The 24,004-nt window shown below is 41.5% G+C and carries 18 protein-coding genes and 3 tRNA genes; 16 read left to right on the forward strand and 5 right to left on the reverse strand.

Going from position 1 to position 24,004, the window contains the following annotated elements:
* Nucleotides 1-8: 8 nt before the first annotated feature.
* From A7985_RS03115 to A7985_RS03135, 5 genes are read right to left on the reverse strand one after another with little or no spacing between them, the layout of a single operon-like run.
* Nucleotides 9-338 (reverse strand): TusE/DsrC/DsvC family sulfur relay protein, encoded by a 330-nt coding sequence (locus tag A7985_RS03115; protein WP_065788957.1) that lies wholly within the window; start codon nt 336-338, stop codon nt 9-11.
* A gap of 3 nt (nt 339-341) precedes the next feature.
* On the reverse strand, nt 342-614 hold the full coding sequence (locus tag A7985_RS03120; RefSeq protein WP_065788958.1) for a hypothetical protein: 273 nt from the start codon (nt 612-614) through the stop codon (nt 342-344).
* Nucleotides 611-970 (reverse strand): sulfurtransferase complex subunit TusC, encoded by a 360-nt coding sequence (gene tusC, locus A7985_RS03125; RefSeq protein ID WP_065788959.1) that lies wholly within the window; start codon nt 968-970, stop codon nt 611-613. The genes A7985_RS03120 and tusC overlap by 4 nt, the downstream gene beginning before the upstream one ends.
* Nucleotides 967-1,320 carry a sulfurtransferase complex subunit TusD gene (gene tusD, locus A7985_RS03130; RefSeq protein ID WP_065788960.1) on the reverse strand — a complete coding sequence of 118 codons (354 nt, stop codon included), beginning with the start codon at nt 1,318-1,320 and terminating at the stop codon, nt 967-969. The genes tusC and tusD overlap by 4 nt, the downstream gene beginning before the upstream one ends.
* Before the next feature lie 55 nt (nt 1,321-1,375).
* Nucleotides 1,376-2,044 carry a Bax inhibitor-1/YccA family protein gene (locus A7985_RS03135; protein WP_065788961.1) on the reverse strand — a complete coding sequence of 223 codons (669 nt, stop codon included), beginning with the start codon at nt 2,042-2,044 and terminating at the stop codon, nt 1,376-1,378.
* Nucleotides 2,045-2,306: 262 nt separating this feature from the next.
* Between A7985_RS03135 and A7985_RS03140 the strand changes: the two genes are divergently transcribed.
* From A7985_RS03140 to A7985_RS03215, 16 genes are all read left to right on the forward strand, one after another.
* Nucleotides 2,307-2,397, forward strand: a tRNA-Ser gene (locus A7985_RS03140).
* 51 nt (nt 2,398-2,448) lie between these two features.
* Nucleotides 2,449-2,539, forward strand: a tRNA-Ser gene (locus A7985_RS03145).
* Between the two features lie 53 nt (nt 2,540-2,592).
* Nucleotides 2,593-2,683: transfer RNA gene (locus A7985_RS03150), tRNA-Ser, on the forward strand.
* A 315-nt stretch (nt 2,684-2,998) separates the two neighbouring features.
* Nucleotides 2,999-3,370, forward strand: a complete 372-nt coding sequence (locus A7985_RS03155; protein ID WP_065788962.1) for a hypothetical protein — start codon at nt 2,999-3,001, stop codon at nt 3,368-3,370.
* A gap of 127 nt (nt 3,371-3,497) precedes the next feature.
* Entirely contained in the window at nt 3,498-3,956 is a 459-nt protein-coding gene (locus A7985_RS03160; RefSeq protein WP_065788963.1) for a GAF domain-containing protein, read from the forward strand.
* Nucleotides 3,957-4,235 (forward strand): hypothetical protein, encoded by a 279-nt coding sequence (locus tag A7985_RS03165; RefSeq protein ID WP_063373515.1) that lies wholly within the window; start codon nt 3,957-3,959, stop codon nt 4,233-4,235.
* A 12-nt stretch (nt 4,236-4,247) separates the two neighbouring features.
* Nucleotides 4,248-4,904 carry an RNA chaperone ProQ gene (gene proQ, locus A7985_RS03170; protein ID WP_065788964.1) on the forward strand — a complete coding sequence of 219 codons (657 nt, stop codon included), beginning with the start codon at nt 4,248-4,250 and terminating at the stop codon, nt 4,902-4,904.
* A gap of 10 nt (nt 4,905-4,914) precedes the next feature.
* A complete protein-coding gene (prc, locus tag A7985_RS03175; RefSeq protein WP_065788965.1) occupies nt 4,915-6,948 on the forward strand; it encodes a carboxy terminal-processing peptidase in 2,034 nt (677 codons plus the stop codon).
* A gap of 295 nt (nt 6,949-7,243) precedes the next feature.
* Entirely contained in the window at nt 7,244-8,692 is a 1,449-nt protein-coding gene (gene nhaC / locus A7985_RS03180) for a Na+/H+ antiporter NhaC (RefSeq protein WP_065788966.1), read from the forward strand.
* A gap of 244 nt (nt 8,693-8,936) precedes the next feature.
* Entirely contained in the window at nt 8,937-11,522 is a 2,586-nt protein-coding gene (gene pepN / locus A7985_RS03185) for an aminopeptidase N (protein WP_065788967.1), read from the forward strand.
* A gap of 3 nt (nt 11,523-11,525) precedes the next feature.
* The gene (locus tag A7985_RS03190; protein WP_065788968.1) at nt 11,526-11,747 is read left to right on the forward strand and encodes a DUF2835 domain-containing protein; all 222 of its coding nucleotides are present in this window, start codon (nt 11,526-11,528) and stop codon (nt 11,745-11,747) included.
* A 237-nt stretch (nt 11,748-11,984) separates the two neighbouring features.
* Nucleotides 11,985-14,102, forward strand: coding sequence for a DUF1302 domain-containing protein (locus A7985_RS03195; RefSeq protein ID WP_065788969.1), 2,118 nt, complete (start codon nt 11,985-11,987; stop codon nt 14,100-14,102).
* A gap of 11 nt (nt 14,103-14,113) precedes the next feature.
* The gene (locus A7985_RS03200; RefSeq protein ID WP_065788970.1) at nt 14,114-15,481 is read left to right on the forward strand and encodes a DUF1329 domain-containing protein; all 1,368 of its coding nucleotides are present in this window, start codon (nt 14,114-14,116) and stop codon (nt 15,479-15,481) included.
* A 123-nt stretch (nt 15,482-15,604) separates the two neighbouring features.
* The gene (locus tag A7985_RS03205; RefSeq protein ID WP_370671161.1) at nt 15,605-16,597 is read left to right on the forward strand and encodes a WD40/YVTN/BNR-like repeat-containing protein; all 993 of its coding nucleotides are present in this window, start codon (nt 15,605-15,607) and stop codon (nt 16,595-16,597) included.
* Complete coding sequence (locus tag A7985_RS03210; protein WP_065788972.1) at nt 16,597-18,927, forward strand: efflux RND transporter permease subunit; 2,331 nt, start codon at nt 16,597-16,599, stop codon at nt 18,925-18,927. Before A7985_RS03205 ends, A7985_RS03210 begins: the two co-directional genes overlap by 1 nt.
* Before the next feature lie 202 nt (nt 18,928-19,129).
* Nucleotides 19,130-23,965, forward strand: coding sequence for an NAD-glutamate dehydrogenase (locus A7985_RS03215; protein ID WP_065788973.1), 4,836 nt, complete (start codon nt 19,130-19,132; stop codon nt 23,963-23,965).
* Nucleotides 23,966-24,004 lie beyond the last annotated feature (39 nt).

Here is a 24,004-nt window from a genome sequence, read left to right on the forward strand (position 1 = left end):
TAGCGCTACTAAATACATTTTGCAGGTTTCGGCAGCCCAGCAATCTTTGTAGCTTGTTTAGCAGGCCCTTTTGGAAAGAGCTTGTACAAGTAGATACTTTTTCCTTTGTCTTCGCCTAACTTCTTGGCGATGGCTTTAACCAGCATACGAATCGCTGGGCTTGTTCCATATTCCTCATAGAAATTACGAACAAACTTTATGACTTCCCAATGTGCATCAGTTAGTGTGATATTTTCACCTTCCGCGATAACGGGTGCCAACGCCTCGCTCCAGTCCTGATGATTCAACAGATAACCCTCTTTATCTGTCTCGATTGATTTATTTTCTATTACTAACATAGTTTACCAAGTAATTGATTTATCGCTTTTTACAAGTAAGTCAACCCAACTTAAGTCATCTAAAAGTATGGTCGAGTCATATGGGGATATGCCCCTTGCAAGAGAGCATGTCTCCAACATATATAGGTTTTTACTGAACTTCGACGCAAATTGCGCTTGGTCGTAACACGCATCTTGTTGCAAAAGGATTGTGTCATGCTCGCCAATAAGGGCTTCATTAAACGTGTTCGAGTAATAGCCTAATGGTTTTGAAAAAATATGTACTGTTTTACTCATAGCTTAACCACGTGGTCATGTTCACTTATTAAGCGTTGTTGCTGCTGATATGACAAAGGGTCAACGTCAACATTTAGCTGCTCAGTCGAAAGTTTGTATTCAAGCAATGCATGCTCGCAAGCAAATAAGCTATCTACATCGTAGATTTCTAAAGTTTTGAGTTGCTTGAAGAAGTCTTTGATGCCTATGGAATTTGGATTTGCTCCTTGAGTGAGCGCAAGCACTGATGCCCCAGTAAACAACCAGCTGACATCTTGATCAATCGCCGCAAAAATAAGTGCCATATCTAAGCTTTCACGAATACGTTGTCCATCAAATGGTGCTGCATCACTAATGATAAGAATCTTCTTACTCATTTAAACTGTACCCATCTATCTACTTGAGACATTTCCATAGCAAACTCAGCGAGCCCCGCCACAGAGAAAACACCAGTGTTTTTTACATTTATGCCTCGCTTTTCTGCGGCAGTGACACAGAGCTTTAAGTCTATACCTTGGTTTGACAGGTTTTCCCAAATCGAACTGACTTGCAGTTCATCACTAGACAATTGAATATACTGATTAGCGTGTAAAACTGCGTCTTGATACAGAAATATACACTTAATTGTATGGTTTTTTTTCAGTGCGGCTTGCACAAATCGGTTCATACACTGTAAAGCGTCGTGCGCGTCAGGACCACAATGTAATGAAATAATAAATTGGCTCAATATGAATCCAAAAAAAAAAGCCCCAGATGGGGCTTATTTTATCAGAATGATTTAATTAGTCATCATTTGACATGCCAAGCAGCATAAGTATAGACGTGAACATGTTATAAATTGCTACGTAAAGACCAACAGTTGCTAGTATATAGTTGGTTTCGCCACCATTTACGATCCTACTTGTCTCAAATAAAATCACGCCAGACATAAGTAATACAATTACCGCATTGATTGCGATAAATACAATTGGGCTACCAATAAAGATATTGACGATAGAAATAACTAAAGTTACTAAAATACCGATAGTTAAGAAACCACCCATGAAAGAGAAGTCTTTCTTCGTTGTTAACGCATAAGCTGATAAACCAAAGAATATTAAGGCCGTTGAACCAAGCGCTTGCGCAATCAGTAGGCCGCCATTTGGTAAGTTAAGGTATGCATTTAGCAACGGACCAAGGCCAAAACCCAAAATACCAGTAAATAGGAAAACCAAGCCAATAGCTGATGAAGAGTTCGCTTTTTTATGGATCACAAAAATCAGACCCATTGCAACGAGTGAACAAATCATGCCTGTAAAACGAGGCAGCGCCATTGTCATTGAAATTGCAGCAGTGATGGCACTGAACGCCAACGTCATCGCCAAAAGAAAGTAAGTACTCTTCAGTACCTTGTTAGTTTCAGTCGTTGACATTACTGCTTTTTCAGTAGTGTACGAATGATTGAACGCCATATTATAGCTCCTTAATAGAAACACGATGTTCCGAAAATTAATCTGATCAAAGATTACCAAGAGTTAATTAGTTGAGCAAACCTTTCTCGAATAGTAGACCATAAAACACGATAAATAGTTCTAAGATTACAACCGATTGGCAAAAAAATAGCCATGATTGAAGGAAATAAAGCCAAAAGTGCCGAAAATTAGCCAAACAGTAAAAAAAGCAAAAAAAAAGCTTCACATTCATGATCGCTTTCCCTATTATTCGCACCGCTGCGGAGAGATGGCTGAGTGGTTGAAAGCACCGGTCTTGAAAACCGGCATACGTTAATAGCGTATCTAGGGTTCAAATCCCTATCTCTCCGCCACTAAATTCAGAGGCATGATTTGCAATACGTATCATGTCTTAAAAAAGTTTTGGAGAGATGGCTGAGTGGTTGAAAGCACCGGTCTTGAAAACCGGCATACGTTAATAGCGTATCTAGGGTTCAAATCCCTATCTCTCCGCCACTACAATAAGTAGCGCAATTAGATAATGATTGTTGCGGTACTTTAAAAACTTTGGAGAGATGGCTGAGTGGTTGAAAGCACCGGTCTTGAAAACCGGCATACGTTAATAGCGTATCTAGGGTTCAAATCCCTATCTCTCCGCCATATTTAAGCCCGAGCTATCATGTTAGCTCGGGCTTTTTGGTTTTATAACAAATGTGAGCCAGCGTTCTTTGCGAAGCAGAGTAATGGTGCTCCACCCGAAAAGGGGTCTCGCTGGGCCAAGCAAATCAGACATAAAACGTATAGTATCTATTGTATGCTCAGCAGGGGTGAAGTCTGACCGCCATATCGCTAATAATGAAAACCTATAAAAAAAAGCGGTTAAAAAATAGATTACACGCACGACTAAAGTCTCATTGATCCAAACTTACTTTACTCAAAAACTTAATGAAGACTTAATTTTGTAAGGTTTTTGACATGAAGAATGTAGCAACCGCGATAGGTGTATCATTACTTTCTCCGATTCTTGTTGGTGCTTTGTTAGGTGTTTACTTTTTGGTTAGCGTTGGTGAGGCTGCTTTATTTTGGCAAGTATTTACAACGGCTATCGCAAACGCACATATTGTAGGTATTTCTATGGCTGTTTGTGTCTTGCCAACATACCATCTGCTATATAAACGAAATAAGGTAAGTTATTCAGCTGTAATGACAGCCGCAATGTTAGGTGGGGCAGCACTTACTTATGTGTTTTCGGTTAGTGGTGGGCCTATACTTATCGCAAATTCAATCATGTGCAGCCTAGCTGCGGCCTTGTTTTTGTACAGTTTAAGGCAGCGCAGTACTGTATAATGTGCGTTAATTGTACAGATAATAATAGATTGATCGCAATTTCTTACTTTTTCATAGTAAAAGGTTTCATTTGTTAGCGCGAAAGAGTACCTTTACTCCTTATATGTAAGAATGTTCAGTATCTAAAATGCAAAAGCAAAAATTTTACGATTTGTTAAACCAGCAGGCGCAAGGTTTAATTAGCGGTGAAAACAACTTTATTGCCAATATGGCAAATTTAAGTGCACTTTTATTCACAAACATGGAAGACATTAATTGGGCTGGCTTTTATCTGATGGACTCAGATGAAGAGTTGGTCTTAGGTCCATTCCAAGGTAATCCTGCATGTATACGCATACCCGTTGGTAAAGGTGTTTGTGGTACGGCTGTGTCAGAATTAAAAACGCAGTTAGTTGAAGATGTTCATGCTTTCGAAGGGCACATCGCATGTGACGCTGCGTCGAATTCAGAAATCGTAATTCCTGTTTACAAACACGGTAAAATTTTTGCTGTTTTAGACATTGATAGCCCAAGTTTGGCAAGGTTTGATGAACAAGATAAACTGGGGCTTGAAGCCATCGTTAAAAGCTTCGAGGAAACACTTTAAATGAAAGATATGCTTAATGTACAAGACTACCTGTTCTCTACTTTTGATGTTGGAGATTGGGAGGGTGATGAAGAGCAAGTTGCTGAAACGCTTAATGAACTGATCCATTTTGCGTGGGAAAAGTTACCTGATGATCTTGGAACTGAGCAAATCGACCACATTATAAATGGTATTTGGGAACATTTACGCGGTGATATGGCACTCATAGATACCGAGTTAGATGAACTCTTAGACTGGGTTACACACTACATTAATTCATCGTTAGATGAGAGTATTTAAATAGGTTTAGACATGGAAACCACAAACAAGCTAAAAGATATTAATGAGGTTCTAGAGTTTTTATACTCTGAGTTTCCTCAGTGTTTTAAACAAAAGGACGGTATAAAGCCGCTTAAAGTCGGAATTTTCAAAGATATTGCTGAGAAGATTGAAGGCTCTGAGAAGGTAAGTAAAACACAAGTAAGGCAAGCATTGAGAAAGTACACTTCAAGCTGGCGTTACTTAGAAGCTGTAACCAAAAACGAATTCCGCGTGGATTTAGAAGGTGCTCAAGCTGAAAAAGTAGAACAAGAACACGTTGAGCATGCGCAAAAAGCGCTTGAAGAAAGTCGTGCGAAAATGGCGAAACGTAAGAAGCCGCAGCGACCTCGTAACGACGGTGACACAAAATCTTACAAATCAAAAGGCCAAGGTCATCCTCGTCACGCAAATAAAAAGGCTAAAGTTAATAATAACAAGAAGCCTGCACCTCAACAACAACGTAGAAGTTCAGGAAAAGTTGAACCTCTTCCTGCAAATGAGGTCAAGGTAAATAACAAAGTTAAAGTTAAACTTGGCCAAGCACTAGTAAATGCGACGATTACTGAAGTAAATAAAGACGAAGTACACGTTGAGCTTGTTACTGGTATGCAGGTTAAGACTAAGGCCGAGAGCCTATTTATTTTATAAGGAGTAGTGTATGAGTAAAAATTTACCACTCATAGGGGCAGTTGCACTGTTTGTTTCCGGCACTTGTTTGGCATCAAATGGCGCTGTAACAGAAAAAGATATACCTGTGCTTAAACCTGAATTACAGCACGCAACCGCTACAAAAAGAGTGACCAGTAAATTTACTCGTGAACACTACAAGCGCTTTAAGCTCAATGAGACTTTATCAGAGCAGATTTTTGATCGCTTTGTGGAGAATATTGACTACAACAAGTCGCTATTCTTGCAGTCTGAAATTGACGCGTTTGCGCAACATAAAGCAAAGTTTGATGAAGCACTGGTTAGTGGTAAATTGAACTTTGCTTTTGAAATGTTTAATGAAAGTATGAAGCGTCGTTTTGAGCGCTTTGAATATGCAATTTCATTACTTGATACAGAGATGAAATTCGACAAACCAGACGAATTTTACTTTGATCGCGAAGAAGCTAGTTTCGCCAAGAGCCAAGCTGAGATAGATGAGTTCTGGCGTCAAAGAGTCAAGTCTGATGCTTTAAGGTTAAAGCTGACAGGCAAAGACTGGGAAGGAATAAAAGAAGTTCTGACTAAGCGTTATAAAAACGCGCAAAAAAGATTAGTTCAGACAAACAATGAAGATGCGTTTCAGATTGTTATGAACGCGTTTGCACGCAGTATCGAAGCTCACACCTCATATTTGTCTCCGCGAAGAGCTGAGCAATTTAAAATGGATATGGAACTTGAGCTTGAAGGTATAGGTGCAGTACTCGGCTATGAAGAAGACTATACGGTGATACGTAGCCTAGTACCTGGTGGTCCAGCTGATAAATCCGAGAAAATAAAAGCGGACGACAAAATCATTGGCGTTGCTCAAGATGGAGAAGACTTCGTTGATGTTATCGGGTGGCGATTAGACGATGTTGTAGACCTCATTAAAGGTCCAAAAGGCACAAAAGTGCGCTTGCAATATTTGAAGGGAAGCGATTCGCACGGTACGCCAAAGGTTGTTGAAATAACACGAGACAAAATTCGACTTGAGGATAGGGCTGCTAAATCTTCGGTCTTTGAGGCAAGTTATTCGACGTTGACGAGCAAGATTGGTGTTATCGAAATACCCAGCTTCTACAATAACCTATCAAAAGATGTGCTTAAAGAGCTCAACAAGCTAAAAGCAGAAAAAGTCGACGGTATTATTGTAGATCTTCGTCAAAATGGTGGCGGTTCTTTAAATGAAGCAAGAAACCTAACAGGTCTATTCATTGATAAAGGTCCAGTAGTTCAAATTCACACAGCAAATAACCGTGTTGATATACTTAAAGACCTCGACGGCGTGACACATTATGATGGCCCGCTAACTATTTTGGTTGACCGCTACAGCGCGTCGGCTTCTGAAATTTTTGCGGCGGCGATGCAGGATTATGGGCGTGGCGTTGTTATTGGTGAACAGACATTTGGTAAAGGTACTGTGCAGCAGCACCGTGGTTTAAGAAAAACTTACGACTTATTCGACAACCCATTAGGCAGTATTACCTATACTATCGCCAAATTTTACCGTATAGATGGTGGCAGCACGCAAAATAAAGGTGTAATTCCAGATATTCTACTGCCTTCTTATATTGACCCGGAAGACTGGGGCGAGAGTCAAGAAGACAACGCGCTACCTTGGGATAGTATTGTTAAAGCTCAATATCGCGCTTTGGAAGATTTAACGCCTAAAATTAATTATTTAAATGAAATGCATGGAAAGCGTGTGAAAGCAGAGCCTGAGTTTGCTTATGTAATGAGTGATATAGCACGATACAAAGAACAAGAGAATGAAGTCTCTATCTCGTTAGTTGAAGCTGATCGGAAAAAAGAACGTGAAGAGAGAGATGCACGCGCTCTTGCTAGAACGAATGAACGACTAGCTCGTTTAGGTATGGAAAAAATAGAGTCTTTGGATGATATACCAGATGTGATTTCTGATTTGGACCCTTATTTAGAAGAAGCGGCACTTATTACACAAGACGTGATTAATTATGGCAGGCTAGTCAAAAATAATATTAAGTAAAACTACATAACTTTGTAGTACTAAAAAGGGCGCTTGGGCGCCTTTTTTCGTTACTAGTCTCTGCAAATTTGTTATCATCGCCAGTCGCAACAAGACAACATTGGCTAGTTTTATCAATCCGTATTAATAATTAAAGTCACGATTTTGAATTTGAGAGCCGTTCAAGCTATGTGCTTTTAATAAAATTGAGGCCCTGAAACAAACAGAATTGTTAAACCGGATTGGTATTGGAAGCGTGCTAAGCATCTGGCTGAATAATAATACGCACTAAAATGAGTGCGAGGGGTACAGAAATTTGAAACAACCTAAAGCAGCATCCTCCTGGGATGCATTCATACCAATAATAGTACTTGTAAGTTTACTTGGCGCAGCTGTGTACCTTTATGGTGATAATTCATCCTCGGGTCCAAATCAGATTGCGCTATTATTTGCGACATTTACTGCTGCACTCATTGGCCTAAAAAATGGGTTTACATGGAAAACCCTCGAAGAGGCAATGATTAAAGGTATCACGATATCCTTAGGCGCTATCTTGATCCTACTCATGGTTGGGGCACTTATCGGAACCTGGTTACTTTCAGGAACGGTACCAACACTGATTTACTATGGCTTACAAATCATTAATCCAACTTGGTTCTATGCTGCAAGTTGCCTGATCTGCGGCATTGTAGCTATGAGTATTGGTAGTTCTTGGACAACCGCTGCGACGATAGGCGTCGCATTGCTCGGTGTTGCGAATGGTCTTGGCCTAGATCCTGTGGTGACGGCTGGCGCTGTGATCTCAGGCGCTTACTTTGGAGACAAACTGAGTCCATTATCAGAAACAACAAACTTGGCACCAGCGGTGGCGGGAAGTGATTTATTTGACCATATACAGCACATGCTTTGGACTACAGTCCCAAGCTTTGTTATAGCACTGATCATCTTTATTGTAATGGGCTTTAATGCTGATGTAGCAAGTGACGCAGGTAAAATTGATGCAATAAGTGCCATCTTACAAGACAACTTCAACATTAATATTTTGATGCTGGTGCCACTTGTGATCCTATTAGCGTTGGCAATAAAGAAAATGCCGGCTTTCCCAGCGATTTCAATAGGCGCGGTTGTTGGCGCGGTATGGGCGCTTTTATTCCAAGGGGACTTGATAGCCAGTCAATTAGATGCCAGCCAAGGTCAATTAGTGGGCCAGTTTAAACTTATTTGGGCGACTTTTTTTGACGGTTTTAGCGTGCAAACAGGTGATGCAAAAATGGATGATCTGCTAAGTGGTGGCGGGATGTCCAGTATGCTAACTACGACTTGGTTGATAATGACAGCATTGATGTTTGGCGCAATCATGGAAAAGACTGGATTGCTTGAGGTTTTTGTACGTAGCATACTGAAAATTGCAAAAAGCACAGGTTCATTAATAGCGTCAACTATCGCAACATGCTTTGGTACTAACTTGGTCGCAGCAGACCAATATATCGCTATCGTGGTGCCAGGTAGAATGTTTAAAGAAGAATATAAAAAACGAGGTCTTCAAAGTGTAAACTTATCTCGTACACTTGAAGATGGCGGCACGATTACGAGCCCACTTATTCCGTGGAATACATGTGGTGCATATATGCAAAGTGTCCTGTTAATTAATCCGTTAGATTATGCTGTTTACGCATTCTTCAATTTGATAAACCCACTTCTAGCCATAGTTTATGGTTACCTTGGTGTTAAAGTTCTAAAACTAAAACCAAGAGAGCAAGATTAAAATAAAAGCCCCACTGAGTTGGGGCCTTTTTTATAGTTTAAACCGCAACTTAACTAGTCTAAACTTGTTTACATACAACTCTACACTAATTTAATATTACTAAATCCTGTCCAATCATATAACTGAGTAGTGAATCAGGTTTCAGGGTTTACATCTCTCAAGCGAAAATCAGGCTAAGCAATGTAAGTTTTGGATGAGCCTAATTAGTCGCAATTGAGTATGCTTATGTTATGAAGGAATTTAAATGACGCAGAAACCACAAGCAAAATTTTTAAAAGATTATCAACCGCCTAGCCACCAAGTTGATCATATTGATTTGAACTTCGACTTGTCTCCTAAAAAGACAGTTGTGACAGCTAAGTATCAATTAACAGCGAATGATCATCAGACCTCAGTAGAGTTAGACGGTGTTGATCTAAAGCTTATTTCTTTAAAAGTGAACGGACAAGCTCATAATGAATATGAGGTGACAGAAACAAAGCTAATAATAGCCAATGTCCCAAGTAAATTTGAGCTTGAAGTTGGGACAGAAATAGCGCCTGAGTTGAATACATCACTAGAAGGCCTATACCTTTCTGACGGTGCCTATTGCACGCAATGTGAAGCTGAAGGCTTTAGGAAAATCACCTATTTTTTTGATAGGCCCGATGTGCTTGCAACATATGCCGTCACTGTCATTGGTGATAGTAGTTTTCCATACTTGTTGTCGAACGGAAACAAAGTTGACGAAGGCACGCTCGAAAATGGAAAGCACTTCGTAAAATGGGAAGATCCGTTTAAAAAACCTTCATACTTATTTGCTTTGGTTGCAGGGGAATTCGATTTACTAGAAGACAGCTTTAAGACAAAAAGCGGAAGAGATGTAAAACTTCAAATATTCGTCGATAAGGGTAACTTATCCAAAGCACCGCATGCCATGGAGTCGCTAAAAAAATCCATGAAGTGGGATGAGGAACGCTTTGACCTAGAATACGATCTCGATATATATATGATTGTTGCGGTTGACTTTTTTAATATGGGTGCGATGGAGAATAAAGGCTTAAACGTATTTAATAGTGCCTGCGTTTTGGCTAATCAAGAGACTGCAACGGACAGAGATTATCATGTGATTGAATCTATTGTTGGTCATGAGTATTTCCATAACTGGACTGGGAATAGGGTAACCTGTCGTGATTGGTTCCAACTAAGTTTAAAAGAAGGTTTGACAGTATTTCGAGACCAAGAATTTAGTAGTGATTTGGGTTCTAGGGCGCTTAATCGTATCGATGCGGTGAACGCCATGAGAACACATCAGTTCGCAGAAGATGCAGGGCCTATGGCGCATCCGATTCGCCCTGAAAAAGTTATTGAAATGAATAACTTCTATACAGTTACTGTGTACAATAAAGGCGCAGAAGTTATTCGTATGATGCATACATTGTTAGGTGAGTCAGGTTTCCAGCAGGGGATGAAGCTGTACTTTGAGCGTCATGATGGACAAGCCGTTACGTGTGACGACTTCGTCAACTCAATGGCAGATGCAACGGGCACCGATTTAAGTCAGTTCAAACTATGGTATAGCCAGTTTGGTACACCTAAATTGAAAGTACGAACTCAGTACAACGAAAATCAGTGTCAGTATCAAGTCGAAATAGAGCAAGTTCATGCCGAGCAAGATCCAATTCAATCGCCACTGCATATTCCTGTTGCAATCGAATTGTTGGACGGTGAAGGTGGCAAAATTGACATAGAACACCCTGAAGTTCGTCAAGGTCGAGTGATCGAGCTAAAAGAAGAAATACAGACGTTCACGTTTAGTGACATTTCTGAGGAGCCCACACTGGTACTCCTCGAGGATTTCTCGGCGCCATGCATACTAGAATATGACTATTCAACAACTCAGTTGTGCCATATAGCGATGTTCGCAACGAGTGATTACGCTCGCTGGGAAGCCTTGCAACAGCTTTATACTCAGCAGATAAGAGAATATGTTGCTGATCAAAAACATGAGTTTGTGCTTTCTCAAGAGTTATCAGCTGTTTTGTTAAGCTTGTTTGATAATAAACCAAAAGATCTTGCGATCTTAGCTGAATACATCACGATCCCTAACTTTGATACTTTGTCAGCTGGCTATGCACAAGTACCTGTAGAGGCACTGTGTAAAGCGATTGATGAACTAGAAAGTCAAATTGCTCAACTCTTACAAGGTGTGCTGAAGGCGTTTTATAATGAAACCCAAGAAAGTGGAAGTTTGAGCGCCACAGACGTAGCTGTTCGAGCACTTAAGAATAGAAGCCTATATTATTTGTCGTTAACGGGCGAAGACGTCATGGCGTCACTGAATGCACAAGCTTCTTCGGCGAACATGACTAATAAATTGGGTGCATTGCGAAGTGCTGTTAATGCAGAACATCGCCTTGCAGACGAACTCATGGACAATTTTGACAAACAATGGAACCACGATTTACTCGTTATGGATAAGTGGTTTGCGTTACAAGCTACCAAAAAGGCGGATGCTTGTATCGACAATATTTTATCATTATACGAACACCCTTGTTTCGATAAATCTAACCCGAATCGCGTACGAGCACTTGTTGGTACGTTTGCTAGGACTAATCCAAAGCAATTCCACAGAGAAGATGGCGCTGGCTATAAACTTTTGGCAGATCTTATCTGTGAACTTAATCAACTCAATCCTCAAAATGCATCACGAATCATTACTCCGCTATTATCGTTTAAGCGATTTGATGAGAAGCGCCAAGGCTTGATGAAAGCACAATTAGAGAGGCTTTCAAGCATTGAGAATTTGAGCGATGATCTGTTTGAGAAGATAGATAAAGCACTGAATTGATATATGCAAGAGTATTACTTTTATTTAACGCTAACATATGAACAGTGCTTAGCTTACTACGAAGGTGAAGTAGAGCATATACAAGTCATTGAAGACGGGGGAAAGCGTATTCGCTTTCCTGCTCAGCACATTCGTAGGTTTGTATCAACTATCGGAGTAAGTGGCCGTTTTAGACTGCAATTGGACGATAACAACCGTTTTATTGCGTTAGAAAAGGTCACTTAGCATACACAATGTCGTAATGAGATAAACTATTTTTGTTAATTCGGTTTGTTTTAAACTTAAATTACGTGTTATAACTATTCTGGTAAGACGTCTTACCAAGGTTAAAAGACGGCCTAAAAAGTTAAAAATGCACCGAACGAACGCGTAAAATTTGTAATTTTCAATTTTCGCTTCTATCGTTACGACAACAAAAAACAATAACTTGATTAGATTTACCCGCCATAAGGGGGAGAAATAATGATAAAAAAAGCGCGCTTTACAAAGAACAAGATTATGCTTGGGCTTGGAGCAGCCATTTTTGGAACTGTTGGTTTGCCAGTGCACGCTGCCAACTTTCAGGTCGGTGATTTTGAAATAACATTCGACTCAACATTTTCATATGGTCAAAGCATTCGTGTTGAAGACAGAGATTTCGGCAACATTGGTAAAAGTAATCATCCTCGATTTGATTGGACTGGTTACAATGCTTCGACGGGCAATATACTGTACTCTTCTTCTCAGGTTTGGAGTCAACCGGGCGCGTACTCAAACAATGGCGATGCTGGTAACCTAAACTTTGATTCAGGCGATACATTCTCACAGCTACTTAAAGGCACACACGAGTTTGCTATCACAAAAGATAACATCGGTTTCTTCTCGCGTTTCATGTATTTCTATGACTTTGCAATGGAAGACGGTGATTTTGCGTATAGCAACCCTGTATCAGGAAAATCAGTCGACCCTTGTGACGATGACGAAACGAAAGAGCAAGTATGCTCAGATGTGCGTTTGCTAGATGCATTTGTGTGGGCTGACTTCGATCTCAACGGCGGCAATAACCCGCTGTCTATTCGTTTAGGTCAGCAAGTTATTAACTGGGGTGAAAGTACACTCATCTCACACGGAATAAACGTAAACCCAGTTGATATTGATAGATTAAGAGCACCTGGTTCGGAACTAAAAGAAGCATTTATTCCTGTGGGGATGCTCTGGGCGTCACTTGGTATAACAGAAAATATTACGCTTGAAGCATTTTATCAGTATGAGTGGCAAGAAACCCGTTTACCTCCTTCTGGAAGTTATTTCTCGACAAACGACTTTGCTTCATCAAATGGTTATGGCCAAAACGTACAGTTAGGCTTTACATCTAATCCAGATATTGATTTGCACCACTTAACAGATGCGCTTAACGGCTTGCAGGCTAATTGGTTAGGCGCATTATCTGCTCAGGGACTAGATGTTACTAATCCAGATGTTCTGCAAAGCGCTGAAGCAAGACAAATGCTTTCTTCAATGTACCTTGCATACCCAACGAGAGTTGCTTTAAAAGGCAAAGGCGATGCGGGTAAAACGGATGCCGACGATGGTGGCCAGTTTGGTATTAGATTGGGTATGTTTATTCCGCAGCTAAACGACACGGAAATTGCCTTATACCATATTAATTACCATAGTCGCCGACCACTTATTTCTGGTAAAGCGTCAAACTTCACACAACAAGCTATTCAAGACGATTTGAATACGATTACAACGGACGGAGTGACCGCTGATAATATCACGAGTTTGAATGCCTTTACTCAGGCCATACTTGTGTACCCAGAAGACATCAAACTTTATGGTTTGAGCTTTAATACCGCGATTGGCGAAACTGCATTTTCTGGTGAATTTGCATACCGTCAGGATGAGCCGCTGCAAATTGATGATGTTGAGTTGCTGTACGCTGGTATGGTAGAGCAGTTGGCTGCTGCAGGCATTCGTGACGATTTTGCTGGGTTCTCTCAACTAAGTCAGGGCAATGATGTTGCTTACGTTGAACCTGGTCAAGTTGCGCAAGGTTTTGTTTTAAAGGACACTCTTCAAGCTCAATTTACTGCAACACACTTATTCGGCCCATCTTTGGGTGCGGACAGCTGGGCAGTAGTCGGTGAAGTAGGTGCTGTTACTATTAAAGATATGCCGTCTTATGACGAATTGCGATTAAATGTTGCAGGTACAGGACGAAGTGGAACAATTGAAGGTATTGAAGGTCGCAACTATGATCTGATCCATCAAGCTGTATCAAATGGACCTGAAACAAACCCGTTCCCAACTGCATCATCTTGGGGTTACCGACTAATTGCAAAAGGTGAATATAACAACCTATTCTCTGGTGTTAACTTCTCACCTCGTATTGTATTTTCTCACGACGTAAATGGCACAACGCCAGATCCGATGTATTTATTTGTTGAAGACCGTAAGTCAATGGGTGTCACACTTAACTTTAGCTACCAAAATGCTTGGTCATTTGATTTAGGTTATAACACTTTCTGGGGCGGCGGCGCGACGAACACATTCTCTGATCGCGATTTTGTATCATTTAATATTAAGTATTCAATTTAAGGGCTTTCGTTATGTTTAGAAAACCTACTCTTATAGCAGCATCAATAATGACAATAATGGCTGCTCCAATTGCTGTCGCAAAAATGACAGCAGAAGAAGTTGCTCGCTTGGGCAAAGACTTGTCGCCAATTGGCGCAGAGGTTGCGGGCAATGCAGATGGCTCTATTCCAGCTTGGACAGGTGGTATTACTAAGCCACCGGCAAACTTTAAGCCAGGTATGCACCATCCTGATCCTTTTGCTGATGACAAAATTTTGTTCACTATCGATAAAAGTAATCTAGATAAGTACAAAGACCAATTGAGTCCAGGGCAAATCGCGCTTTTTGAAACTTATCCAGATACGTTCAAAATGAACGTTTACCCGACTCGTCGAAGTGCGGCTTACCCACAGTTTGTATATGACGCGACGAAACAGTATGCATCGACGGCAGAGCTGATCGAAGGTGGTAATGGTATTAAAAATACCGCTATTGGTATTCCTTTCCCGATTCCAAAGAACGGTTTAGAAGCAATTTGGAACCACCTATTAAGATATCGTGGCTTGTCAATTGCACGTAATGGCGGCCAAGCAATGCCTACAGCTTCTGGCTCGTATAACATTATTGGTTTTGATGAAAAGTTATTGGTGAAATACTCAGATCCAAGTGCCACGCCTGAAGAATTGCAAAAGTCGAACGTATTATTCAAGTTTAAGCAAAAGGTGACTGAGCCTGCGCGTCTAGCGGGTACAGCACTTCTAGTCCATGAAACGATGGACCAGATCTTAACACCTCGCCAAGCTTGGACATACAACACAGGTCAACGCCGTGTTCGTCGCGCTCCTAATGTTGCCTATGACGCGCCAGGAACTGCATCTGACAGCTTACGTACAACTGACGATTTTGATATGTTTAATGGGTCGCCAAATCGTTATAACTGGACGTTGAAGGGCAAAAAAGAAATGTATATCCCTTACAACAGTTATAAGTTACACAGTGACTCGCTTAAGTATGATGACATTCTGAAAGCCGGTCATATAAACCCTGAGCATGTTCGTTACGAAAAGCACCGTGTTTGGGTTGTAGAAGCAAACCTTAAAGAGGGCACACGTCATATCTACAAAAAACGTGTATTCTTCATAGATGAAGACAGCTGGCAAATTCATGTTGCAGATTTATATGACAACAGGGATCAAATGTATCGCGTAGCGATGGCACATGGTATTAACTACTATGACGTACCTACACACTGGAGTACGCTAGACGTTTATCATGATTTGAACTCTCGTCGTTATTTGGCTATTGGACTAGACAACGAAGAAGAAATGTACGACTTCACACAGTCTTTCCAAGACAACGAGTTTACTCAAAGTGCTCTGCGCCGCGAGGGAAGACGTTAATCAACGTCTTTCAGGATCAAGTCATTTGATCTATCAATATTTTACTACCAAGGCTGAGTATAACTATGCTCAGCCTTATCCCACCAAGTCATTCACGACTGTTTTATTTGAGAATTCATAATGATTAAGAAGTTAATTGCAACCTCCCTTGCAGTTTTCGTTATGCAAAGTGAAGCCGTTAGTGGCGAATCAGAAGCGCTAATCGTCGCGCACCCTGAAACGACTCTACTTACAGATATCACCTACAATGGCGAAAACCTTGTTGCTGTTGGCAAGCATGGCACAATTGTATTGAGTAAAGATGGCGAACATTGGCAACAAGCACGTGTGCCAATTCAATCTCTTCTCACCGCTGTAGATTTTACATCCTCTGAGAATGGGTGGGCATGTGGACACGATGCGTCGATATTAAATACAACGGATGGCGGGACCTCTTGGGCAATACAACAGTATTTACCAGATGTCGAAAAACCTTGCTTAGATATTGAATTCATAGATGAAAACAGCGGGTTTGCAATTGGTGCATATGGGATGATGTTTCAAACCAACGATGGTGGGAAAACTTGGAGTAAACGGTTTTTAAGTGAGTTTGTTCACCCAGATGACGTGGAATATCTTGAGGAATTAAAGCAAGACGATCCACAAGCATATGAAGAAGAGACCCAATTCATTCTTCCTCATTTTAATCGTATGGCGATTTCAGGGGAGACCATCTATCTCGCAGGTGAAATGGGGCTTTTTGCCATGAGTGAGGACCTTGGTGCTACTTGGCAACGCTTCGATGAGTTTTATTCTGGTTCTTTTTTCGCAATCAGTAAGCAAAACGATCAGATCTTAGTTGCAGGCTTAAGAGGTAATACGTTCGCAAAATACGACAAAGCCAGCGAGTTCAGTCGTATCAAAGTGGATAAATCTGCCACGATAAACAGCATTGTGAGCTATAACAATAAACAAATCATGCTCGCCAACAGTGGTTTTATATTCACTGTTGAAAATGACAAAGTGACGACATCTCAGTTACAAAATGGTAAATCCATTCTGGCTGGTGCTATTCACGAGAAGAAATTAGTGCTCGCGACAGAGCAAGGTATTAAAGTAATCGAGGTTGAGCGCTAATGCAGTCAATACTAAATCAACTGGTTTACGTTGTGTTTCGTCATCGTTTTGTGATGATCGCGTTGTTCGCGCTGACAACGATATTTTTAGGGTTTAAATCTACTGAAATACAACTTGATGCATCTTTCAATAAAAATATTCCGCTTAATCATGACTACATGAAAGTCTATTTGAAGCATGAAAAGCAGTTTGGCGGTGCAAATAGCATCTTGCTCTCTGTCTGTGATGCTGATGGAAATATATTTAACCCAGAATTTTTTACACAGCTGAAGGCTGTACACGATCAACTTTACTTTATACCGGGTGTTAACCGGCCGCTAGTAAACTCCATTTTTGCCCCCAGTGCGCGTTTTGTGGAAGTCGTAGAGGATGGGTTTGCCGGTGGTCCCATTATCCCAGCAAACTTTACTGCCGACGAAGCAGGCCTTGCCGTCGTAAAACAAAATATTGAAAAAGCGAAAGTTGTAGGACGCATGATTGCGAGCGATTATTCGTGTGCGATGGTGTCAGCGCAATTGATGGAGACAGATCCGCAAACGCAAGAGAAGCTTGATACATTAGCATTTGCTAAGAAACTTGAGTCTGAGATCCGTGAACCTTTGAGCACAGAAAAAGTGTCTATCCATATCATCGGTTTTGCAAAAATGGCCGGAGATATTGCGGATGGTGCAAAAGATGTGGTGCTGTTCTTCGCAATTGCTATCTTATTTACGTTTATCATGGTGTGGCTATTTTGTAAGAGTTTCAAACTCACTCTTTTGCCAATAGCATGTTCTTTGATAGCGGTAGTTTGGCAGCTTGGCTTACTATCAGTGTTAGGTTTTGGCCTTGATCCAATGTCAATTCTGGTTCCATTTTTAGTTTTCGCAATTGGTGTAAGCCATGGTGTGCAAATGATTAACGCCATAGGTAAAAAGGTCTCTGAGGGCGTTAGTAGCAAAGTAGCAGCGGAAGCCAGTTTTAAAGCACTGTTAATTCCAGGTGGTATTGCTCTGCTTTCTGACACGATTGGTTTTATGACCTTGTTAGCGATAGATATTGGAATTATCAGAGAGCTTGCTATAACGGCAAGTTTAGGTGTAGCAGTTATTATCTTCACCAACTTAATCTTGCTTCCAGTGTTGGCATCTTACTACAAATCTTCGAAAATTAGCCGGCTAGATGATGGTGCTACATCCGCCAACAATGTATTTACGAATCTCAGAGAAAGCTTAGTTCTTGCAACAGACAAACGTTATGCAGCGTTAATTTTAGCAACTTCAGCGGCGCTATTTGCTTTTGGTTATTGGCAATCAAAAGACATGCGAATAGGGGACTTGCATGCAGGCGCGCCAGCACTTCATCAAGACGCAAGATACAATCTAGATACTTTCCTTATCTCCGATCGTTATGAAATCTCTTCCGATATATTAAAAGTACTCGTTGAAGCTTATCCAGCGGCGTGTACAGAGCATGACACAATGGACCGCATCAGTCGTTTTCAGTGGCGCGTTGAGAACTTAGCTGGCGTGCAATCTGCTGTTTCTTTGAGTTCAGTAGCTCAAGCCGTCAACGCAGGGTACAACGAAGGTAATTTAAAATGGCAGACATTACCTAGAAACGGCGCTTCACTAGTGCAAGCGACATCTCGCGTAGAAACAAGCACAGGGCTGTTAAATGGTGATTGTTCAGTCATGCCTATAATCATTTTTATGGATGATCACAAAGCTGAAACCATAGACCATGTCGTTGAGCAAATTAAGCTCTTTGCCAACGAAGAGGGAACCGATCGCGTTAGCTTTAAGCTCGCTTCTGGGCCAATTGGTGTTATGGCTGCAACCAATGAGTCAGTAGCCGCTGCACAATTGCCAATGATGATCTATGTTTATGGTGCAGTGATTATTTTATGTCTAATTAGTTTTAGAAGCGTACGTGCAACAGTAGCTGTGGTATTGCCACTGTACATAGTTTCGACTCTGGCTCAGGCGTTAATGGTTAAATTAGAAATAGGCTTAACGGTATCGACACTGCCTGTTATCGCTTTGGGCGTTGGCATTGGTGTGGACTATGGAATATATATCTTGTCTTCGATGATGAACCAACTTAAGCAAGGCGTACCATTAAGCCATGCATATCGCAATGCATTGGCGGAGCGCGGAAGCGCGGTTCTCTTTACAGGTATCACGTTAGCAATTGGTGTGAGTACTTGGATTTTCTCTGCATTAAAGTTCCAAGTTGATATGGGTATCTTGCTGACATTCATGTTCCTAGTGAATATGTTGGGCGCAGTGCTGTTGTTACCCGCAATAGGGACTTTCATCTGGCCAGACCAGAAAAAAAAGTGTGAATAATTGTGCTCTTAAATGGCCTTAATTGGCCATTTATATCTACAATTTGTGAATATATGACCAACTGGCTGAAAAGCCTCAAATGTTTTTGTCAAAAAAGCTTTTTATTAGCGCCAGAAAGGTTAAAATCCTCTGGACTCCACGCTAATAATTGGCTGTACAAATAATCTACCGTTCAAAGGTGGTATAGATTAAGGAACACATAATGACACAAAGTGAAGGTCCAGCATCGGTTATCCTTGATAACGTTTGCAAGTTGATCCATAAAAAAGTTCATGCCGATAACGTGTCGCTCGTTGAAACATTTGCCAAAGCCTTGTACAGCAACATGTCTAAAGAGGACTTGGCACATCGTAACGACAGTGACCTCTACGGTGCTGCTTTGAGTCTGTGGAATTCTCTAGAACAGAATACCTCAGATAATGCAGTAATCCGTGTATTCAACCCTGAAGTTGCAAAAGATGGCTGGCAATCGTCACATACGATTGTTGAGATCATTTCAGATGATAAGCCGTTTTTGGTTGATTCAGTGCGAATGGCACTTAGCCGTAAGAATATTGCATCGCATTTGCTTTTACACTGCCCTCTCAAAATCAACCGTGACAAACAAGACAAAATCTCTGCCGTTTCAGGCTTGAAGACCGAACAAGAATCTTCATCTACTAAAACTGTATTCTTTATTGAAATTGACCGTCAGACTGACGAGTCGGTTATTGCTGACTTCAAACAAGAGTTAGAATCAGTGCTAAAAGATGTATCAGTTGCGGTTGAGGACTGGTTACTAATTAGAGATAAGCTAGTATCAGTTGGCGAAGATATTCCAAACCGTAAACATGACGCTTCAAAAGAAGAACTAGACGAAGCCGCAGAGTTCTTAGATTGGCTAGCGCGTGATAACTTCACTTTTATGGGCTATCGTCAGTATGACTTAGTACCGGTACAAGGTGACTATGAGTTAAAACCTGTCGCTGGTTCAAGCTTAGGTTTAATGAAAAACTCTACTGAAAGTAGCCGACTGCTATCAGAGTTGCCTGAAGTAGCTCGTCTTGAAGCACGCAGTAAAAATTTACTTATCCTAACGAAGACTAATTCACAGTCTCGCGTACATCGACCAGCACATATTGATTATGTTGGTATCAAACGCTTTGATAACGAAGGCAATGTAATCGGAGAAGACCGTTTTATTGGTTTGTTCTCGTCGAGCTTCTACAATAATAGCGCAGCCGACGTTCCGGTATTGAAAAGCAAAATCGCTCGCATTATGGAGCAGTGTGATTTTGCCAAAGGCACACATGCTTACAAAGCCGTACTGAACATCTTAGAAACATACCCTCGAGACGAGCTTGTGCAGGCTCGTGAAAACGAGTTGTTAGACGTAGCTACGGGTGTTTTACAAACCCAAGAACGTGACATGTGTCGCTTATTCATTCGCAGAGATGTATACGGAAGATTCTTCTCATGTATGGTTTATGTACCGCGTGAGCGCTACAACACGGCGCTTCGTCGCGAAACTCAAAAGTTGTTAGGTAATGCTTTCGGTTCTAACGAAAAAGTTGAGTTCACCACATTTTTCTCTGAGTCTACACTTGCAAGAACGCATTACATTGTTCGTGTAGCTGACAACAACATTAAGTATAACGTGAAAGAAATCGAAAATAACTTGGTAGAAGCTGCCCGCACTTGGGAAGATAAACTACAAACTGCTTTACTTGCTAGCGATGGTGAAGCGCGTGGTAATGACCTTAACCGTAAATATGCAACGGCATTCCCGCGTGCATATAAAGACGAAGTTTTACCAAGTGCAGCAGTAGTAGATATTGAAAAGCTTGAGAAGCTCAGCGACGAAAACAAGCTAGAAATGTTGTTCTATCGCCCGCAAGAAGAAGCGAATTCACAAATTGTGCGCTTGAGCTTATTCCATAAAGATGAGCCGATCCACTTATCAGACGTCATGCCGATGCTAGAAAACTTCGGCCTACGTGTAATCGGTGAGACGCCATACGCAGTTAAAACCAGTGATGGTCAAGTTAACTGGATCATGGACTTCTCTATGCTATTAGATAGCAAAGGTCTGGCTGATTTTGATAAAGTGTCTGCGCGTTTCCGTGCCGCGCTTATTAATGTTTGGAACAACCGTCTAGAAAACGATGGCTTCAACCGCCTTGTGTTGAAAGCTGGCTCAACAGGTCGTGAAGCATCAATCCTGCGTGCATATGCTAAATATATGCGCCAAATCGGTGTGACATTCTCACAATCATATATTGAAAATACATTTGAGCACTATCCTCACATTGCTAACCAATTGGTTGAGCTGTTTGAGAAGAAGTTCTGTCCACAAAAGAAAGTTGCACAAAAGTCTCTTGATAAGCTAGTTGAGAAAATTTACCACGAGCTAGAGAGCGTTGCGAACTTGGATGATGACCGTATTATTCGCTTATATGTTGCGATGATTGACGCGACATTGCGTACCAACTTCTATCAAAAAGAAGCCGATGGTACGAACAAGTCATATGTTTCCTTCAAGATCCAGCCAAGTGCAATTCCTGAAATGCCTTTGCCATTGCCTGCGTTTGAAATCTTTGTTTACTCTCCACGTATTGAAGGTGTTCATCTACGTGGCGGCAAGGTTGCGCGTGGTGGTTTACGTTGGTCGGACCGTAGAGAAGATTTCCGTACAGAAGTACTAGGCCTTGTAAAGGCTCAGCAGGTTAAGAATACAGTAATCGTCCCTGTGGGTTCTAAAGGTGGCTTTGTATGTAAGCAACTGCCAAACGATCGTGAAGGTTTCTTCCGTGAAGGCCAAGAGTGCTACAAGATCTTTATTCGTGGTTTACTAGACATAACAGATAACATCATTCATGGCGACATCGTTCCTCCAGTAGATGTAGTACGTCATGATGAAGATGACCCATACCTAGTTGTCGCGGCAGATAAAGGTACTGCAACATTCTCTGATATCGCCAATGGCATTGCTGATGAATACAACTTCTGGTTAGGCGACGCGTTTGCTTCTGGTGGTTCAATTGGTTATGACCACAAGAAAATGGGTATCACAGCAAAAGGTGCTTGGGAGTCAGTTAAGCGTCACTTCCGTGAAATGGACATTGATTGTCAAACAACAGACTTTACAGCTGTTGCAATCGGTGACATGGCAGGGGATGTATTTGGTAATGGTATGTTGCTATCTGAACATACTCGCTTAGTTGCCGCATTTAACCATATGCACATCTTTATCGATCCAAACCCAGATGCAGCAAGCTCTTACAAAGAGCGTGCACGCATGTTTGAACTACCACGTTCTTCTTGGGAAGATTACGATTCAAGCTTGATTTCTCAAGGTGGTGGCATTTTCTCTCGCGCAGCGAAGTCAATCACATTAACACCAGAAATTAAGAAAATGCTTGGCACTAAAAAAGCAAGCATGACACCAACAGAGCTTATAAAAGCATTGCTAATGATGCCAGTTGATCTACTTTGGAACGGCGGTATCGGCACATATATCAAAGCAGCAGGCGAAAGCGATGCTGATGTGGGTGACAGAGCAAATGATGCACTGCGTATCAACGGCTCGCAACTAGGTGCGAAAATCTTCGGTGAAGGTGGTAACTTAGGTGCAACGCAGCTTGGCCGTATCGAGTTTGCAGCCAAAGGTGGTCGTATCAACACAGACTTCATTGATAACGTTGGTGGTGTTGCGTGTTCAGATAACGAAGTTAACATCAAGATCCTGCTTAATGGATTAGTTGCCGAAGGTGATTTAACGAAGAAGCAACGTGACGAGTTACTATACGCGATGACAGACGAAGTGTCTGAGTTGGTATTAGCAGACTGTTACCGCCAAACTCATACGTTGTCAGTAACTAAGTCGAAAGGTCCTGCGACGTTAAAAGAGAAGATCCGCTTTATTCATGCCCTTGAAAAAGACGGCAAGTTGGATAGAAGCATCGAATTCTTGCCAAGTGACGAAGAACTTGCAGAGCGCGCAGCAGCTGGACTTGATCTAACTCGTCCTGAGCTTTCAGTGCTTGTTTCATACTCTAAAATGGTATTGAAAGAAACACTGGTTGTTGACGAAATTACTGAAAACCCGTATTACCGTCAGTTGCTTGTAAACTCATTCCCAGTGCCTCTGCGCGAGCGTTTTAATGCTGCGATGGATGAGCATCCACTGAGAAAAGAAATCATCGCGACTAAATTGGCTAACAACATCGTCAATGATATGGGTCTTAACTTCATGGTTCGTATGCATGAAGAAACGGGGGCGACAGAAGCTGAAATCGCACTATGTTACTCAATCGCGAGCGCAACATTCCAGATGTCAGAGACTTGGACGGCAATTTCAGATCTAGATAATAAGATCCCTGCAGCTGTTCAAACAGAGATGCTATATCAACTACGTCGCACAGTACGCCGTGCTACTCGCTGGTTCCTGCGTCATCGTAATAAGGCGTTGACAATTGAGCAGACAATTGAGTTCTTTGCACCGACATTTGCGGACTTAAGTGCAAACCTAGACAACTATATGGTTGCTGATGAAAGTGCACGCCTTGCTGAGAAAGCAGAGACACTTACATCTGAAGGTGTACCAGCAGAACTTGCACAGCGCATTGTGGCACTGTCTAGCCTGTTCTCTGTGATGGATCTTGCAGAAGTGGCGAATAATGCAAAACGCGATATTTCAGTTGTTTCTAATACTTACTTCAAGCTTGGCGCAAATATGGGCTTACACTGGTTCCTAGATCAGATTACTGCTCAGCCGGTTGCAAACCATTGGCAAGCACTGGCTCGCGCATCTTACCGTGAAGAGCTAGACTGGCAGCAACGTGCTTTATCAGAAGTGGTATTGAACAGCTTTGAAGGAAATGATGACAATGTTGATTCACTGATTGAACAGTGGATGGAAAATCAGTCGTCGCTACTTCACCGTTGGCAACAGATGCTTGCAGAGTTCAAGACATCTCAAAACCATGACTTTGCGAAGTTCTCGGTTGCACTAAGGGAGTTAATGTTACTTAGTCACAACTGTGATACTTCCAAATAAAAATTAAAGCGTTACAATACCCCGGCAATTGCTGGGGTA

The organism is Pseudoalteromonas luteoviolacea (assembly GCF_001696455.1).
GTDB lineage: Bacteria > Pseudomonadota > Gammaproteobacteria > Enterobacterales > Alteromonadaceae > Pseudoalteromonas > Pseudoalteromonas luteoviolacea_C.